General features: G+C 66.1%; 15 protein-coding genes. 5 read left to right on the top strand and 10 right to left on the bottom strand.

The annotated features are described in order from the left end of the window. Window positions 1-41: 41 nt before the first annotated feature. From AC1HIY_RS06835 to dnaX, 4 genes are all read right to left on the bottom strand, one after another. Complete coding sequence (locus tag AC1HIY_RS06835) at window positions 42-1,709, bottom strand: ABC transporter permease (RefSeq protein WP_479575974.1); 1,668 nt, start codon at window positions 1,707-1,709, stop codon at window positions 42-44. An 86-nt stretch (window positions 1,710-1,795) separates the two neighbouring features. Next, window positions 1,796-2,467 carry a recombination mediator RecR gene (locus AC1HIY_RS06830; protein ID WP_479575973.1) on the bottom strand — a complete coding sequence of 224 codons (672 nt, stop codon included), beginning with the start codon at window positions 2,465-2,467 and terminating at the stop codon, window positions 1,796-1,798. A 102-nt stretch (window positions 2,468-2,569) separates the two neighbouring features. Continuing rightward, window positions 2,570-2,905, bottom strand: coding sequence for a YbaB/EbfC family nucleoid-associated protein (locus tag AC1HIY_RS06825; protein ID WP_479575972.1), 336 nt, complete (start codon window positions 2,903-2,905; stop codon window positions 2,570-2,572). A 58-nt stretch (window positions 2,906-2,963) separates the two neighbouring features. Next, window positions 2,964-4,991: a DNA polymerase III subunit gamma/tau gene (gene dnaX, locus AC1HIY_RS06820; protein ID WP_479575971.1), complete on the bottom strand. Its 2,028-nt coding sequence runs from the start codon at window positions 4,989-4,991 to the stop codon at window positions 2,964-2,966. A 265-nt stretch (window positions 4,992-5,256) separates the two neighbouring features. On the opposite strand from dnaX, the gene AC1HIY_RS06815 reads away from it, so the two are divergent. Continuing rightward, window positions 5,257-5,652, top strand: coding sequence for a VOC family protein (locus AC1HIY_RS06815; RefSeq protein ID WP_479575970.1), 396 nt, complete (start codon window positions 5,257-5,259; stop codon window positions 5,650-5,652). On the opposite strand, the gene AC1HIY_RS06810 is transcribed toward AC1HIY_RS06815, so the two are convergent. Both AC1HIY_RS06810 and AC1HIY_RS06805 read right to left on the bottom strand, forming a co-directional pair. Further along, entirely contained in the window at window positions 5,630-6,073 is a 444-nt protein-coding gene (locus tag AC1HIY_RS06810) for a type II toxin-antitoxin system death-on-curing family toxin (protein ID WP_479575969.1), read from the bottom strand. The genes AC1HIY_RS06815 and AC1HIY_RS06810 overlap by 23 nt on opposite strands. Further along, window positions 6,070-6,297: an AbrB/MazE/SpoVT family DNA-binding domain-containing protein gene (locus tag AC1HIY_RS06805; RefSeq protein ID WP_479575968.1), complete on the bottom strand. Its 228-nt coding sequence runs from the start codon at window positions 6,295-6,297 to the stop codon at window positions 6,070-6,072. The genes AC1HIY_RS06810 and AC1HIY_RS06805 overlap by 4 nt, the downstream gene beginning before the upstream one ends. Window positions 6,298-6,505: 208 nt before the next feature. Between AC1HIY_RS06805 and AC1HIY_RS06800 the strand changes: the two genes are divergently transcribed. Then, entirely contained in the window at window positions 6,506-7,876 is a 1,371-nt protein-coding gene (locus AC1HIY_RS06800) for a Gfo/Idh/MocA family oxidoreductase (RefSeq protein ID WP_479575967.1), read from the top strand. A gap of 10 nt (window positions 7,877-7,886) precedes the next feature. Here AC1HIY_RS06800 and AC1HIY_RS06795 read toward each other — a convergent pair whose 3' ends face one another. From AC1HIY_RS06795 to AC1HIY_RS06780, 4 genes are all read right to left on the bottom strand, one after another. Next, window positions 7,887-8,396, bottom strand: a complete 510-nt coding sequence (locus AC1HIY_RS06795) for an RDD family protein (RefSeq protein WP_479575966.1) — start codon at window positions 8,394-8,396, stop codon at window positions 7,887-7,889. Between the two features lie 114 nt (window positions 8,397-8,510). Continuing rightward, entirely contained in the window at window positions 8,511-9,653 is a 1,143-nt protein-coding gene (locus AC1HIY_RS06790; RefSeq protein WP_479575965.1) for a citrate synthase, read from the bottom strand. Between the two features lie 218 nt (window positions 9,654-9,871). Beyond that, on the bottom strand, window positions 9,872-11,647 hold the full coding sequence (locus tag AC1HIY_RS06785; protein WP_479575964.1) for a M28 family peptidase: 1,776 nt from the start codon (window positions 11,645-11,647) through the stop codon (window positions 9,872-9,874). Window positions 11,648-11,841: 194 nt separating this feature from the next. Next, the gene (locus AC1HIY_RS06780) at window positions 11,842-12,777 is read right to left on the bottom strand and encodes a DUF58 domain-containing protein (protein WP_479575963.1); all 936 of its coding nucleotides are present in this window, start codon (window positions 12,775-12,777) and stop codon (window positions 11,842-11,844) included. A gap of 691 nt (window positions 12,778-13,468) precedes the next feature. On the opposite strand from AC1HIY_RS06780, the gene gdhA reads away from it, so the two are divergent. The 3 genes from gdhA to AC1HIY_RS06765 form a co-directional block, all read left to right on the top strand. Next, complete coding sequence (gene gdhA, locus AC1HIY_RS06775; protein WP_479575962.1) at window positions 13,469-14,803, top strand: NADP-specific glutamate dehydrogenase; 1,335 nt, start codon at window positions 13,469-13,471, stop codon at window positions 14,801-14,803. Between the two features lie 235 nt (window positions 14,804-15,038). Beyond that, window positions 15,039-15,770 (top strand): ABC transporter ATP-binding protein, encoded by a 732-nt coding sequence (locus AC1HIY_RS06770; protein ID WP_479575961.1) that lies wholly within the window; start codon window positions 15,039-15,041, stop codon window positions 15,768-15,770. A gap of 27 nt (window positions 15,771-15,797) precedes the next feature. Beyond that, window positions 15,798-16,358, top strand: a 561-nt coding sequence (locus AC1HIY_RS06765) for an ABC transporter permease (protein WP_479575960.1), incomplete at its 3' end; no start/stop codon positions are given.

Here is a 16,358-nt window from a genome sequence, read left to right as displayed (position 1 = left end):
CGGGAAGAATTGAAAAAAGCACCGAGGTGGAAGTGCCCGCCTCAGAAAATCTCGGCGACGGAGGCGCGCGGCGTGCCCATGCGGCGCACGAGAAGCGTCGAGAGGGCGATCATGAGCATCAGGAAGACGCTGTAGGCCGCCGCCGCACCGAAGTCGTAGATGCGGAGCTGCGCCAGAATCTCGACGCTGATGGGACGGTTGTCGAAGACGTAGAGCATGATCGAGGAGACGAACTCGCCGAGCGCGGCCACGAACGTCAGGAGCGTGCCGGCCAGGATGCCGGGGCCGATCACGGGGAGGACGACGCGCCGGAACGTGGTGAAGAAGGGCGCCCCGAGGTCGGCGGAGGCTTCGCTGAGACGGTCGTCGAAGCCTTCGAGCGCCGCCGTCGTGGCGCGGACGACGAGCGGGACGTTGCGCACGAAGTAGGCCAGCGGCAGGATCCAGAAGCTCCCGACGAGGATCTGCCCGAAGCTGAGGGCCGACGGCGCGTTGAAGGTGAGGATGAGGTTGACCGCGATGACCGTGCCGGGGATGGCGAACGGAAGCGCCGTAAGCAGACGCACGAGGGTGCGCCCGGCCACCTTGCCTTTGGTGATGAAGAGCGCCGCGGCCACGCCGAAGACCACGTTCGCCGCCGTGGCGAGGGCGGCCATGCGCAGGCTGTTGAGGATCGGCTGAAGCACGTCCGGATCGGCGATGAGGTCGAGGTAGTTGGCCAGGGTGTATCGTTCGGGGAAGATCTGAAACGTCCAGCTGCCCTCCTGTGCGAAGGAGATGAGCACGATGGTGGCGATGGGCAGGAGGAGGAAGAGGATCAGCAGCCCCGCGCCCGTCAGCGCCAGCGCACGCCCCCACCCGCTCCGCACCGGCAACGGCGGCGGCGAAGCGCCTTTGGCCGCGCCCGTCCCGCTCCCCCGGCGAGGACCGAACTCGATCAGGAGGAGGAAGACGAGGCAGATGAGCGTGAGCACCGTCGAGACGGCGGCGGAGAGCTCGAGGTCGCCGTTCGTCTTGTAGTTGTAGATCTGGAGCGTGAGGAAGTTGTCCGTCCCGGCAAAGAGGAGGGGGGCCGTGAACGAGGCCATCGACACCATGAAGACGAGCAGCGAGGCGCTCACGAGCGAGGGACGGAGGAGCGGAAGCACCACGCGCCGGAACGTCATCGCCGGGGGCGCGCCGAGGTCGGCGGCGGCTTCGAGCAGGCTCCGGTCCACGCCCCGCAGCGCGGCGGTGACGAAGAGGTAGAAATACACGTACATCGAGTAGACGTGGACGAGCCACACGGCCCACAGCCCTTCGAACGAAAACGGCACGGCCTCGAGGTGGAAGAGGGCCTGCAGGCTGCGCGGGAGGATGCCGCTCTCGCCGTAGAGGAAGAGGAAGGCGAGCACGCCCACGAGCGGCGGCAGGGCCAGCGGCAAGGCCGCCAGCGCCATGAGCGTGCGGCGAAGCGGGAAGTCGAAACGGAAGAAGAGGTAGGCCAGCGTGGTCCCGAGCACGCCCGCGCCGAGCACCGTCGTGAGCGAGATCCACACCGACGTGGTCAACGCCCGCACGTTCGCCGAACGCCACGAAGAGAAGATCGTCGTATAGTTCTCCCACGTCAGGCCCGTCACGAACATGCGCAGGCTCGGGTAGAGCACGTATCCGAGCAGGATCGCGAGGACGGGCAGAAGGAGCGCCAGCGCGCCACGGCGAGACAGCATAACGGCGAAGGAGGTTCGAAGGACGCGAAGCCCGAAGATCGCACCTGCGGCGGCCTGGGGCAAGCCGAAACGTCAGAATCCCCGTGTCACAGCGTAACCCGGCCTTCGAGGGCGCGGGAGAGCGTGGCCTCGTCGGCGTATTCGAGGTCGCCGCCGATGGGGAGCCCGCGGGCGATGCGGGTCACACGCACGTCGAACGGCTTGAGCAGTTGCGAGAGGTAATACGCCGTGGTGTCTCCCTCCACGTTCGGGTTCATGGCGAGGATCACTTCCTTGACGGGAGGCGGCTCGTCGCCGCCGAAGGAAGGGGCGGGCTCGCGCACCGTCTCGTCGGGAGTCGTCATCGCGCGAAAGTCCGGGTGGACGCGGGCGACGAGCTCGCGGATGCGCAGATCGTCCGGCCCGACGCCGTCGAGCGGTGAGATGACGCCGCCGAGCACGTGGTAGACGCCGTAATATTCGTTTGTGCGTTCGAGCGCGAGCACGTCGTTCGGCTCCTCGACGACGCAGATCACCCGGTGGTCCCGCCGGGTGGAGCGGCAGATGGGGCAGAGGTCTTCGTCGGAGACATTGAAGCAGACGGCACATTGCCGCACGCGGTCCTTGACGGCCACGAGCGCTTTCGCCAGTTCGACCACCTCCTCGCGCGGCATCTTCAGCACAAATGCCGCCAGCCGCTGCGCCGTCTTGCGCCCGATGGTCGGCAGCCTGGTAAACTGCTCCACCAGCATCTCGACGGATTCGGATGTGAATTGCATGGATCTCGGTTCTTTATGACGTTCCGCGCCGGGCGCAAACTATCGCGCGGCGGTGACACCATCGCGTCATGCGCGCCGGATGAGGGACGCCTCCGGCAGCCTTCAAAGCCCCATCTGCCCGAGGTCGAGACCGGGCGGGAGGAAGTTGCCCGCGGCCTGCTGCATCTCGCGCTGAGCCAGCGCCGCCGCCTCGTCAAGCGCCTTGTTCACACCGGCAATGATGAGGTCTTCGAGCAACTCGGGATCGCTCGGGTCGATGATGCCCGGTTCGAGCTTGAGCGCGGTGATGCGCTGCAGGCCGTTGGCGGTCACCTTGACCATGCCGCCGCCGGCTTCGGCGGTGACGGTCTGCTGGGCCAGCTTTTCCTGAGCCTCGGCCATCTTCTGTTGCATCTCCATCATCTTTCCGAACATGTCGGCCATATTCAATCCTTCCATGGGAATGCCTGCGTTGGTTTGGAATGTGGGGGATCGTACGGGGGCGGCGGGCCGTGGTTCACCAGGAGATCTCGCCGCCGAACTGCTCGAAAATCGCCCGAAGGACGGGGTTTTCCTCACGTTTGCGCTGAAAGTACGTCATCAGGTCGATTTCCGGATCAGGCTCGCCCGGCGTGTCGGCAGGCGCATCCGGACGGATGACGAACTGGAGCCGGCGGACGTCCTCGTCTGTGGCGGAGCGCAGGTGTGTGAGGAGAAAGTCGTGCTGGTTATTGAGGAGCCGCTGGTGGAAAGCATCGGGCACGGCGATCCGCACGACGCCGTCGCGTGCGTCGAGGGGGGCGGTGTGCTGGAGCAGGGCGCCCACGTGGATGCGCGCACGGGTGACGGCCTGCACATACGACGGCCAGACGGCCTCGATCCGGCGAAGCATCGGCGGCGCCCCGGCGACGACGGCCGCCGGCGCCTCGGCCTCGATCACGGCGGTAGCGGCGGAGGCGTTCGGGGCGGAACCGCCATTGCGCGGTGTCTTTTTCTTGAGCGCGGGCGTGCCAAAGAGGCTCGGGTACAGGTCGGGCGCAGGAGCGTCGGCGGCAGGGGCCTCGGAGCGCGCCGGCGCCGGGGCCGGGCGAGGCGCCTGCGGGGCATAGGGGACGTCGTCTTCCTTCACGCCGGGTTCCGGCGGTTCCGGTGCGGCGGGGCGTTTCGCTGCGGTCGGCTGCGTTTCGGCGGGGTGAGGCGGGGCTTGCTCGCGCGCGGTTTCGGCGGGATGGGGCGGGGCTTCTTGCACGCGCGCGGTTTCGGCAGGATGGGGCGCGGGCGGCGGCGATGGGGCGGGCGTCCGCGTTTCGGCCGACTTTGGCGCGGGAACGGGCGGGGCGGCGACGGCCCGGGAAAGATGGGCCGGACGTTCGCCCTTCTCGACCATGCGCTCCATCCGATCGAGCCGGGTCAGGGCTTCGCGCAGGTCGGTGGTGTGGCTGAGCGCGGCCATCTTCAGCAACGTCATCTCCAGATGGAGGCGCGGCTGGCGACTCGAGCGCAGGGCCTCCTCGGCCCCGGCGACGATCATCAGTAGCCGCAGCAGGTCGGCTTCGGTGAAGGCGCGGCTGTGCTCGGCGTACCGGCGGCGCGTGGCCTCCACCGCCTCGATGAGCGAGGGATCGGGCATCGTGCGGGCCACGAGCAGATTGCGCAGATGCTCGGCCAGCCCGTCGACGAACTCCTGAAGGTCATATCCGGCGCGGACGATGCGCTCGACCTGGCGGATCATGCTCGCGCCGTCGCGCGCGACGACGTTCTGCGTGATGTCGAAGAAAAGGTCGATGTCCACGACGCCGAGGGCGCTCGCCAGTTCGTCGTGCCGAAGGTCGGTTCCGCACAGGGAAACGGCCTGGTCGAAGACGGAGAGGGCGTCGCGGAGCGCTCCGTCGCCTTTGCGGGCGATGAGCATGAGCGCGGCGTCGTCGGCGGTGATGTCCTCCTCGGCGCAGATGTGCCGGAGTTGCTCGATGATCTCGGGCACGGCGATGCGGCGGAAGTCGAAGCGCTGGCATCGCGAGAGGATCGTCGGGAGCACCTTGTGCGGCTCGGTGGTGGCGAAGATGAACAGCACGTACGGCGGCGGCTCTTCGAGCGTCTTCAAGAGCGCGTTGAAGGCCGCGTTCGAGAGCATGTGCACCTCGTCCACGATGTAGACCTTCTTGCGGTTGCCCTGCGGCGGGATGCGCACCGTGTCGCGCAGCTCGCGGATGTCCTCGACCTTATTGTTCGAAGCCGCGTCGATCTCGATGATGTTCAGGTTGCGCCCTTCTTCGAACGACCGGCACGAGTCGCACCGGCGGCACGGCTCGGTCGCGTCCTCGCGCTCGTCGGGCGGCGTGGTGCAGTTGATCGCCTTGGCCAGGATGCGCGCCGCCGTCGTCTTGCCCACCCCGCGCGGGCCACTGAACAGGTACGCATGCGCCAGCCGGTCCAATCGGATCGCGTTCTTCAGCGTTTCGGTGACGTGCTCCTGCGCGACGACCTCGCGGAAGAGCTGCGGGCGATACTTGCGGGCGGTGACGAGATACCTCTGGCTCGACATACGGGCAACACGCGGATGGCAAACGTTCTGGATGGTCGGACACGAGGCAACATAGAAGGCCGGTCCGAGACGTGCAAGGCTTACCCCGCACTTTACCGCAAAGATCCGGAGCGGAGCGCGGGGCGTCCGGCTTTCTCCGGGCCGCGCCGCCGGTCGCGGCTTGCCTCTTTCATCGGCGCCCCGTTGCTTGCTTCATGCGTCGCGTCGCCGCTCGACGAGGAACGGCAGCGTGTGGCGCGTCCGAGACCGTACAACGGAGGTCTTCATGAGCGCGTCCACCCCTTCAGACTTCGGCTTGACCGAGATCGGGCAGCCGGCCGTCCCGGTCCGCGATATCGAGCAGGCCGTCGCTTTCTATCGCGAGACGCTCGGGATGCGGTTCCTCTTTCAGGCGCCGCCCGGCCTCAGGTTCTTCGACTGCTCCGGCGTTCGGTTCATGCTCGACGCTTCGGCCGGAGGTCGGTCGGAAGGCAGCGGCTCGGTCCTCTATCTCAGGGTCGTCGATCTCCCGGCTGCCTTCGAAGCGCTGACGGCGCGCGGCGTCGCGTTTGAGGCTGCGCCTCACCTCGTCGCCGCCATGGCCGACCATGAGCTGTGGATGGCCTTTTTCCGCGATCCGGACGGAAACCTCCCGGCGCTCATGAGCGAGGCGCGGCCATGAAGGCGGATCGCTGCGTTTCTCCGCGCGCCCGTGTATGCTTTCGCAGCCACGCCGCCAGAAGGTCCCGGGACACCGTTCCGCCGGCGACGCCCTCTATCATGGTTGCCGTTTCTACCGGGTCGGGGTTAAAGGCATAACCGTTTCTGAAGAGAAAAGCACGCATCGCAAGCAATGCTGTGCGCTTGTTGCCATCGACAAACGCGTGGTTTTTGGCCAGGCCGTAGCCATAGGCAGCCGCCAGGTGGAAGATCGACGGCGCGTCTCCATACGCGAACAACTGCCGGGGTTTGGCGATGGGGTTTTGAAGGAGGCCCTCGTCACGCAGTCCCGGAGCGCCCCCGAACAACCGAAGTGTTTCGGCATGAAGCATTTTCGCCTGCGTAACCGTGAGCCGGATCGGCTCATCGGGAAGAGCACTCATCGGGCCAGTTCTCGGAAAGCGTCCCGGTGGGTGCGCATAAATTCGCGCGCGTCTTCCAGCGCCGAAGCAAAATCCGGATCGTAGGGCGTGATGTTCAGGCTGTCGTGCGTGACGGAGACGAAAAGCTCATCGCCCTCCTGAAGGGACATCGTCTCGGCAATCGCTTTGGGAATGATAAACCCAAGCGATCCGCCGAATTTGCGCACTTTCAACGTCTGCGGCATGAGGATCACCCGTTGGTTGGATTCGATGATTTCCTTTCCGGAGTCTTACACGTTTCCGGCGTCATGAGCTTCAATTTATGTTTAACATTGCCCGAACGGGGCAGCCTCGGGTATGCTTTTTTGTCCGTTCGCGCCTTCCCATTAATCCGGGCTTGTTTATCTTGACGTATCCGTTTATCGGCCCATCCTCTCCTTTCCCCCGATCCTCATGGACAGAAGAACGTTTCTCAAAGCCGGCGCGGTGGCGGGCGTCGGAGCCACCGTGGGCGCCTCCCGCGTCGCCGCCGAAGACGCGCCCGCCATCCTCCGGGGCCGCGACGACCGGACGGCCCGCCTCGGCTTCATCGGCGTGGGCCTGCGCGGGCGAAGCCACCTCAGCCTTGCCCTTCGGCGCGACGACGTGACGGTGGCGGCCATCTGCGACATCGACCCCGACGCCGTGGCGAAAGCGCAGGCGATGATCGCCGAGGCCGGACGGCCCGCCGTCCCCGCCTTCACCGACGGCGAGTACGCGTTCCTCGACATGGTCGCCATGGACGAGATGGACGCCGTCGTCATCGCCACACCGTGGCTGTGGCACACGCCGATGGCCGTCGCGGCGATGCAGGCGGGGAAGTACGCGGGCGTGGAGGTCTCGGCGGCAAACACCCTGCCCGAATGCTGGGACCTCGTGAACACCTCCGAGGAAACCGGTATGCCGTGCATGATCCTCGAAAACGTGTGCTATCGGCGGGACGTGATGGCCGTGCTGAACATGGTGCGGCAAGGCGTCTTTGGTGAACTCGTGCATCTGGAATGCGGCTATCAGCACGACCTCCGGAACGTCAAGTTCAACAATGGCAAACAGCCCTACGGCGGCGGCGTCGAGTTCGGCGAGAAAGGCTTCTCGGAGGCGAAGTGGCGCACGTATCACTCCGTCCATCGGAACGGCGACCTCTATCCCACGCACGGCGCCGGTCCGGTGGCGACGATGCTCGACGTCAACCGGGGCAACCGCTTCGTCTCGCTCACGTCCACGGCTACGAAGAGCCGGGGCCTCCACAAGTACATCGTCGACCGGGCGGGCGAAGACCATCCGAACGCGAAGGTCCGTTTCAAGCTCGGCGACGTGATCACGACGGTCATCCGGACGCAAAACGAGGAGTCGATCATCGTCAGCCACGACACGAACCTGCCGCGCCCGTACTCGCTCGGCTTCCGCGTGCAGGGGACCGAAGGGCTGTGGATGGACGTCAACCGGTCGATTTACCTCGAAGGGAAAAGCCCGGAGCATCGGTGGGAGCCTGCGCAGCCGTACCTCGACCGGTACGATCATCCGCTGTGGAAGAAGTACGCCTCGCACGCCGAAGGCGCGGGGCATGGCGGCATGGACTTCTTCGTCCTGCACGCCTTCGTCGAGTCCGTCAAGCGTCGGGAGCCGACGCCGCTCGACGCCTATGACGCGGCGGCATGGAGCGCCATCAGTCCGCTCTCGGAGCGTTCCATTGCCGCAGGCGGCGCCCCGCAGGCGTTTCCCGACTTCACGCGCGGCCGGTGGATGAAACGCAAGCCCGTCTTCGCGCTCGACGACACGTATTGACGCGCCCGGTTCATGCGTCCACTTCGATGACCTGGGTGCCGGCCATCTCGTCGCCCAGACGACGGCCGCGCGGGTCGGTGACGACCTTGTAGACCTCGTACAGTCCGATGGCGGCGGCGGTGATTCCGAGGATCGTGCCAAGCCCGAAAAAGGCGCTGGAGGAGAGCCCGCCGAGCGCCCACATCCAGTTGCGGCGGAAGGAGGCTTCGAGATCCATCGGCGCGCCGTCGAGCCTGACGGGGCGGAGCTTCATGATCCGCTTTCCGAGGGAACGCTGATCCATAAAGTCGAGCGAAAGCCCGTCGCGGAAGAGGAAATAGAGCGCGCCGGTGATGCCGCCGAGCGAGCCGGAGATGAGCCCGACGAGAACGGCGGCAAAGGCGGCCACGAGGCTGTCGAGGAAATGCGCGATGAAGCGCTTGACGAGGTTGGCTTTCGGATACTCGGTTTCCTGAGGCAGGTCCTCAGGGAGGGCGTCGAGGGCGGTTTCCGCTTCGGTGGGTCGATGCTTCGTTTCCATGGCGCAGGGGGCGTGAAGGAGAGAAGATGCGTGCTCGGACTCGTACGAAGCCCCGCCCCGAATCGTTGCGGTGCGCGCTCGTGAAAGGCGGCGCGCGGAGGAACGCAGCTCCGACTATCGCTCGTCGATGGGCTTGACCTTCAGGTCGCGCGGGCCCACGTATTCGGCGCGGGGACGAATGAGACGGTTCGCCTTCCACTGTTCGAGCAGGTGCGCCGTCCATCCGGTGACGCGGCTCATGGCGAAGATCGGGGTGAAGAGGTCGGAGTCGAGGCCGAGCATGTGATAGACCGAGGCGCTGAAGAAGTCCACGTTCGGATAGAGTCCTTTCTCGCGCTCCATCGTCTCCATGATCTTCACGCTGTACTCGTACCACTTGCGTTGCCCGCGTTCCTCGCTGAGCTCTTCGACCATCTCGCGGAGGATGGCCGCGCGCGGGTCGAGCGTTTTGTAGACCCGGTGTCCGAAGCCCATGATGCGCTCTTTTCGGGCGAGCTTTTCCTTCACGTATGCGACCGGGTCGCGGCCCGAGCGGTCGATGTCGAGGAGCATGCGCATCACCTCGATGTTGGCGCCGCCGTGGAGGGGCCCCTTGAGCGCGCCGATGGCCCCGGTGATGGCCGAGTACATGTCCGAGAGCGTCGCGCCGATGACGCGGGCGGTGAACGTGGAAGCGTTGAGGCCATGCTCGGCGTGGAGGACGAGGCACGTGTCGAAGGTGCGTTCGGCGGCGCTCCCGGGTTCCTCGCCGTTGAGCATATAGAGAAAGTCGAAGGCGGTGGAGCCGCGCCGGAGGGGGCGCACGGGTTCGAGCCCCTTGCGCAGCCGATCGAAGGCGGCGATGATCGTCGGGATGCGGGCCGTCAGGCGGATGGCCTTGCGATAGTTGGCTTCGGGGGAATGGACGTCGGCTTCGGCGTCGAAGAGGGCGAGCGCGGAGACGGACGTGCGGAGAGCGGCCATCGGGTTGGCGTCTTCCGGAGTCATGCGCAAGAGGTCCGTCACCATCGGCGGCAACTCGCGCTCGGTCTGAAGGTGCTGCATGAGCTCGTCGCGCTCGCGACGGTCGGGCAAGCGACCGTTCCACAGCAGATAGGCGACTTCCTCGAAGGAGGTGTGCGCGGCCAGGTCGAAGATGTTGTAGCCGTGATAGATCAGCTCTCCTTTTTTCCCGTCGATGAACGAGAGGGAGGAGTCGAGCGCTACGACGCCTTCGAGACCGCGGGTGCGGAGAACCGGTGTGTCTTGCTTTGCCATGGATGCGTGGGACGAGAAGTGAAAGGGTGCGGGCGAATATACGGAAACGCTTCCGTCCCGGCGCGAATTTATGTGGAAAGGCAACGCGCGGGCGCGCCCTTGGGTTGCCCGCTCTTCGAGGCGCCCCCCATGAACGCAGGCAGGGACGACCCGCCGGCCGCCCCTGCCTCTCGTGTGCTTCTGCCGGATGCAAACCTCCGGGGGAGGTCGCCGGGTTCCTAATTGAATCCCTGGCCCGAGACGGCCGGCGGCGCGTCCTGGTTGGCCACCTGCCATGCCGTGGCGAAGATCAGCCGGGCGCGGTTGGCCATCTGCGGGTAGTCGATCTTCTCCGGCTCGTCGTCGAGGCCGTGGTAGTCCTCGTGCGTGCCGTTGAAGAAGAAGATGAACGGGATGTTGTGCTTGCCGAAGTTCCAGTGGTCGGAGCGGCGGTAAAACTGGTTCGGGTCGTCTTTCGTGTTGAAGCGCTCGTTCAGGTCGAGGTCGAGGCCGGTGACCTGATTGACCTTCTCGTTGATCTCGTGCAGTTCCCGGGAGATCAGGTTCGAGCCGATGATATAGACGTAGTTGTCGGGCCGGTCGCCGGGATAGGTGGGGTCGCGGCGGCCGATCATGTCGATGTTGAGATCGGTGACGATGTTTTCGAGCGGGACGACCGGCTCGGTGTCCGTGAAGTACTGCGAGCCGAGCAGCCCCTTTTCCTCTCCGGTGACGTTGAGGAAGAGGACCGAGCGGCGGGGGCCGTAGCCGTCGGCCTTCGCCCGGGCAAAGGCCTCGGCGATTTCGAGGACGGAGACTGTGCCCGAGCCGTCGTCGTCCGCGCCGTTGTTGATCGTGTCGCCCTCGCCCTGCGTCCTGCCGATGTGGTCATAGTGCGAGGAGACGACGACGACCTCGTCCTTGAGTGCGGGATCGGAGCCTTCGATGAAGGCGATCACGTTCTCGGTAGTCGCCTCGTACGTTTCATACGAGAGCTTGCTTTCGACCGTCGCCCCTTCCACTTCGAAGACGACCGGCTCCAGGCGCGTGTCGATCTCGGCTTTCACCTCGGCGAGGGTGCGGCCCGTGGGGGCGAGGATCCGGTCGGCGAGCGCCGAGGAGATCACATAGATGGGGGGAAACTGGAAGCCTCCGCTCTGCGGCTGGAGCGAAAGGTTGCCCACGCCGCCCAGCCGCGCGGCGGCCTCGGCGGCCCCCTCGGCCACGCTCTTGTCGGCGCGCGGCCCGACGTCGTTCACGAGGAGGATGCCCCGGGGCAGCCCGCCCTGCATGAGGTGTCGCAGCTTGACGTTGGCGTTCTCCGTAGTCCACGACGAGGGCGCATGGTCGGGCGTGGGGAGGAGGCTCGTGTCGGCGTCCTTGAGCGGTTCATCCCGGAGGATGAGCAGCCACTTATCGGAGTAGTCGATGCCCTGTGCTTGCAGCGCGGCGTACTCGTTGAAGCCGAGCGCGTCGTCGGCGATGCCGTAGCCGCCGAAGACCACGCCGGCGCTGACTTCGGGCACGGCGCCGAAGGCGAAGTAGGCCTGGTCGTCATGCTCGGTGGGCGAGAAGACGCTCGTCGTCGAGGCGCCGTCGGCGTTCACCGTCAGGCGCGCCTGACGCAGCCGCCGTCCATAGACCGAGAAAGGCTGGAAGTACCGCTCCGGCGCCCTCGGGTCGTCCGTCTCGGCGGTTCCCCGGGGTTCGAGGCCCATTTTCTGGTACTGCGCGGCGAGGTAGCGGGCGGCGAGCTTCTGCCCGCGCGTGGTCGTCTCGCGTCCTTCGAAGAGGTCGGAGGCGAAGAGGTAGAGGTGCGCGGCGAGGTCCTCGGGCGTGATGGTGGCCTGGTATCGCTCCACGACCTCCGGCGCGTCGAAGACGGTGGGCGTGGCGCCCGGGGAGGCTATGCGCGCAGGGGCGTCGCCGGTCTGGGCGAAGAGCGCGGCGGGGGCTGCGAAGAGCCACAGCGCCGCCGGAAAACACGCAGCGAGAAGTCGATGGGAAACGTGCATGTGTGCGGGAGGCTGATGGTGAAAGGAAAGCGGGCGGGGGAGCGCGCGTGCGAAGCCCATGCATAACGATTCCGCACGGGCGTTTATGATGCGGGGGGAGCGTCGCTCGGCCTCCGTTTTCTTCGGACGATCGGGGCCGTAGTTTCAACCGACCCGGCGTTCGAACGTTTTTCTCCTTCGCGGCCCGGGGCCGTTCAGATCAGGTTGCGGCGTTTGTTCAGATAGGCGAGCAGGGCCGTATTGTACGGCTGACCGGTGTCGAGTTCGAGGAAGTCGACGTTGAACTCGCGGCAGCGGCGGCGGAAGCGTTCGCTGAAGGCCTGTACGGCCTCGGCGTAGTTCTCGCGCAACTGTGCCGGCTGGAGGGTGATCTCCTCGCCGGTCTCCACGTCGCGGAAGAGCATGGGCACGTCGGGGAAGCGGAAGAGCCGTTCGGTCTCGCTTTCGAGCACGTGGAAGACGAGCACCTCGTGCCCGCGATAGCGGAGGTGGCGGAGCGCTTTCAGCAGATCCTCGTGCGCGGCGACGTTTTCGAAGAGGTCGGTGATGACCACCACGAGCGAGCGGCGGGAAATGCGCTCGGCGACTTCGTTGAGCACGGATGCGGCGCTGGTCCGGCGGGTCTCGGCGGGGGGCGCACCGGAGAGGCGCTGGAGCGTGGCGAGCAGTTGCCGGAGATAGCCCGGCGTGCTCTTCGGAGGCCGCAGCGTGTGGATCTTCTCGTCGAACGCGATCAGCCCGGAGGCGTCGCGCTGTTTGATCATGAGAAAATGGAGCGCGGCGGCGAGGTACGACCCGTATTCGAGCTTCGAGAGCGGGGCCGTGTGCCGGTACCGCATCGACGGCGAAGTGTCGAGCACGACGTAGTGCCGGAGGTTGGTCTCTTCCTCGTACTGCTTCACGTAGTGCCGGTCCGTCTTGGCGTAGACCTTCCAGTCCACGTGCCGCAGCTCGTCGCCGGGGTTGTACGGGCGGTGCTCGGCAAACTCGACGGAGAAGCCGTGGTACGGGCTTTTGTGGAGGCCGGTGATGAAGCCTTCCACGATGAGCCGCGCCCGCATCTCCATGTTCTTGAGTTGCGAGATGATGACGGGGTCGAGGTAGCGAAGGGCGGTGTCGGGACCGGGCACGGAGCGTTCGGGATGAGTGCGGGAAGGGGCGGTGCGGGGGAGGGTTAGAACGTCGGCGAACCGTTCGGTTCCGCGCGGCACGGGGAGCACGGAGGCGCGCCGTGCGGGTGGGCTTGCCGGGCATTCCCTCGCGCGCCGGTCCTCGCATCCGACTACGGACGTATCGGGCAATAGCCGACGGACGCCCGGCGCGGCGCGCACGACCTTTCACGCAACCGAGCAGCGAGGAAGACGTCGGAATTTCGTGAGGAAGGCGCGCTTCGCCTTTTTCACGGTTCGACGCGCGCGGCGCGAAAATATGCGAGAACGCTTCGTTTAAAAAAGAGACGGGCCGCCGTCGTGCGAGGGCGTTTCGAGACCGGAAAAGGCGCTTGACAATGATTTTCAAACGACGTAACGTTTCATGCGTCCGAAAAAACAGACCAGACCAGACGCTGCTGCGTCGTGGGCGCGCCTATCCTGACGCAGCGGGGCCACCGGGGCAAATGATATGCTCCGTGGCGAAACGCCCGTCCTTTTTCACGCTGCCGTCCCCTTCATGTCCCGATCATTTTCCCGCAGTCATGCGACTGGAAGCGCTTCCGAAAAACCCTGAAAGCAACCCGGCCGCATGGGGCAGATGACGTGTCCATAGATCAAAAAACATCCGGTTTTCCACCCCAACAAACGGAGAAAGTCCATGGAAGCGGTTATGTCAGATCTCGATATGTTCATGAAATACCTCGAGGCGCGCAGCCCGGGCGAGCCTGAGTTTCATCAGGCGGTGCGGGAAGTGTCGGAGAAGGTGCTTCCGTATATCGAGACGCATCCGGAATACGCGCGGGCGCGCATTCTCGAACGGATGACCGAGCCCGATCGCGTCATCATGTTCCGGGTGACGTGGGAGGACGATGAGGGCAACGTTCAGATCAATCGGGGCTATCGCGTGCAGTTCAACGGCGCCATCGGGCCGTACAAGGGCGGGCTGCGTTTTCACCCGTCGGTGAACCTGAGCATCCTGAAATTCCTCGGCTTCGAACAGATCCTGAAGAACAGCCTGACGGGCCTGCCGATGGGCGGCGGCAAGGGCGGCTCCGACTTCGACCCGAAGGGCAAGTCGGACGCCGAGGTGATGCGTTTTTGCCAGTCGTTCATGAGCGAACTCTTCCGGCACATCGGCAAGAACGTGGACGTGCCCGCCGGCGACATCGGGGTGGGCGCGCGTGAGATCGGCTATCTCTTCGGGCAGTACCGGCGGCTGAAGAACGAGTTCACCGGAACCATGACGGGCAAGGGTCTCTCGTACGGCGGAAGCCTCATCCGCCCCGAGGCCACCGGCTATGGCAACGTCTACTTCGCGGCCGAAATGCTCAAGACCCGCGGCAAGACCCTCGACGGCAAGACGTGCCTCGTCTCCGGCTCGGGCAACGTGGCGCAGTACACCACCGAGAAACTGATCCACCTCGGCGCAAAAGTGGTCACGCTCTCGGATTCGTCGGGCTTCATCTACGACCCGGACGGGATCACGCGCGAGAAGCTCGACTTCGTCATGGATCTGAAGAACAACCGGCGCGGGCGCATCAAGGAATACGCGGACGCGTTCGGTTGTGCCTATTATCCGGGTGAAAAGCCGTGGAACGTGCCGTGCGATCTGGCTTTCCCCTCGGCCACGCAGAACGAGATCACGGCCGGAGACGCGCGGGCGTTGCTCGAGAACGGGTGTTACCTCGTCTCGGAGGGGGCGAACATGCCCACCACGTATGAGGCCACGAAGCTCTTCGAAGAGGCACGGATTCTCTTCGGGCCGGGCAAGGCGGCCAATGCGGGCGGCGTGGCCATCTCCGGTCTGGAGATGACGCAGAACTCGATGCGCCTGACGTGGACGCGCGAACAGGTGGAGGAGAAGCTGCAGGAGATCATGCAGCGCATCCACGAGCAATGCCTGGAATACGGCTCGACGAACGGGTATTGCGACTACGTGAAGGGCGCGAACATCGCGGGCTTCGTCAAAGTGGCCGACGCGATGCTGGCCTACGGAGTCGTGTGACGACCCCTCGGGGAAGCCGCGAACATGCGGGCTTCGTCAAAGTGGCCGACGCGATGCCGGCCTACGGAGTCGTGTAAACACGTCCTCCCTCCATGCCGCAAAGCCGGGGCGTCCTTACGGGGCGTCCCGGCTTTGTGCAGGGGCGGCGGCGGTCGAACTTTCGCCGGGGACGGGCGTCCGAGAGGTCGGGTGTGCGAGGGGCGCACGCCGTCGATGAAGCGGACCTCTCAGGCGCATGAACGAGCGCGTACGGGCGGAAACGGCGGGGCGGGAGACGCTGGTGCGGTTGCGGCGTCTGACGAAGACGTATCGCGAGGGCGAGCGCGAGCGTGTGGTGTTGCGCGGCGTCGACGCCGACATCGCGCGGGGCGCGTTCGTGGCGCTGGTGGGGCGCAGCGGCTCGGGCAAGAGCACCCTCCTCAACCTCATCAGCGGCATCGACCGGCCCACCGACGGCGAGGTGATCGTCGGCGGGACGAACCTGACGCGGCTCTCGGAAGAGGAACGCACGCGTTTCCGCCGCCTGCACATCGGCTTCGTCTTTCAGTCCTTCAACCTGATCCCGACGCTGACCGTGGCCGAGAACGTGCTCCTGCCCCTCGAACTGAGCGGGCGCACGGGGACGGCGGAGCGGGACAAGGCACTCGCGTTCCTCGATGAGGTGGGTCTCGGCGACCGGGGGAACAGCTTCCCCGACCGCCTCTCGGGCGGCGAGCAGCAGCGCGTGGCCGTCGCCCGTGCGCTCGCCCATGATCCCCGCCTCGTCCTCGCCGACGAACCGACGGGCAACCTCGACTACGACACGGGGCGGCAGGTGATGGAGATGCTCCACCGCCTCGTCCGAAAGGCGGGCGCCACGATGCTCGTCGTCACGCACGACCGCGACTTCCTCGACGTCTCGGATCGCATCTTCACGCTCCGGGGCGGCGTGCTCGAAGCGGGCGCGCCCGCCCACCTCCGGGCCTGACGCGGCTTTCTCTTTCGAAATGCGCCCATGAGTCCCCTTCTTTTTCGCTCCAGCCTTCGGTATCTGCTCCGGCATCCGTGGCTGCTGGCGCTGTCGATCCTCGGCGTGGCGCTGGGGGTGGCGGTGGTGGTGGCCATCGACCTGGCCAACGGGAGCGCGCGGCAGGCTTTCGAGCTTTCGGCGGAGACGGTCACGGGGAAGGCGACGCATCAGATCGTCGGCGGGACGGAGGAGGGCTTGCCCGAAGCGGTCTACCGACGCCTGCGCGTTGACCTCGGCATCCGAGACGCCGCGCCGGTGGTGGCGGGCTACGTGACGGCCGACGGCGCGGACGGACGCACGTTTCAACTGCTCGGCATCGATCCCCCCGCCGAGGGGCCGTTCCGCCCCTATGCCGCCACGGCGTCGGGGCTGGACCTCGGCGCGTTCATGGCGCAGCCCGGCGCGGCGATCATGGCGGCGCGCACGGCGGCGACCCGGGGCCGCGGCCCCCGCGACACCCTGGCCGGGCGCGGGGAGGGGACGCGACGGACGCGCCCCCACGGGGGGCTGCTCGAAGCGGAAGACGACCGGCGCGCGCAGGCTACG

It is taken from the genome of Rhodocaloribacter sp., assembly GCF_056451265.1.
Note: the sequence above shows the minus strand (reverse complement) of the source record. Positions and strands in the feature narration are given on the sequence as shown.

Excerpts from the sequence above, each read along its gene's own strand:
- AC1HIY_RS06835 (WP_479575974.1), bottom strand. The coding sequence starts at position 1,709 with ATGCTGTCTCGCCGTGGCGCGCTGGCGCTCCTTCTGCCCGTCCTCGCG.
- AC1HIY_RS06830 (WP_479575973.1), bottom strand. The coding sequence starts at position 2,467 with ATGCAATTCACATCCGAATCCGTCGAGATGCTGGTGGAGCAGTTTACC.
- AC1HIY_RS06825 (WP_479575972.1), bottom strand. The coding sequence starts at position 2,905 with ATGGAAGGATTGAATATGGCCGACATGTTCGGAAAGATGATGGAGATG.
- dnaX (WP_479575971.1), bottom strand. The coding sequence starts at position 4,991 with ATGTCGAGCCAGAGGTATCTCGTCACCGCCCGCAAGTATCGCCCGCAG.
- AC1HIY_RS06815 (WP_479575970.1), top strand. The coding sequence starts at position 5,257 with ATGAGCGCGTCCACCCCTTCAGACTTCGGCTTGACCGAGATCGGGCAG.
- AC1HIY_RS06810 (WP_479575969.1), bottom strand. The coding sequence starts at position 6,073 with ATGAGTGCTCTTCCCGATGAGCCGATCCGGCTCACGGTTACGCAGGCG.
- AC1HIY_RS06805 (WP_479575968.1), bottom strand. The coding sequence starts at position 6,297 with ATGCCGCAGACGTTGAAAGTGCGCAAATTCGGCGGATCGCTTGGGTTT.
- AC1HIY_RS06800 (WP_479575967.1), top strand. The coding sequence starts at position 6,506 with ATGGACAGAAGAACGTTTCTCAAAGCCGGCGCGGTGGCGGGCGTCGGA.
- AC1HIY_RS06795 (WP_479575966.1), bottom strand. The coding sequence starts at position 8,396 with ATGGAAACGAAGCATCGACCCACCGAAGCGGAAACCGCCCTCGACGCC.
- AC1HIY_RS06790 (WP_479575965.1), bottom strand. The coding sequence starts at position 9,653 with ATGGCAAAGCAAGACACACCGGTTCTCCGCACCCGCGGTCTCGAAGGC.
- AC1HIY_RS06785 (WP_479575964.1), bottom strand. The coding sequence starts at position 11,647 with ATGCACGTTTCCCATCGACTTCTCGCTGCGTGTTTTCCGGCGGCGCTG.
- gdhA (WP_479575962.1), top strand. The coding sequence starts at position 13,469 with ATGTCAGATCTCGATATGTTCATGAAATACCTCGAGGCGCGCAGCCCG.
- AC1HIY_RS06770 (WP_479575961.1), top strand. The coding sequence starts at position 15,039 with ATGAACGAGCGCGTACGGGCGGAAACGGCGGGGCGGGAGACGCTGGTG.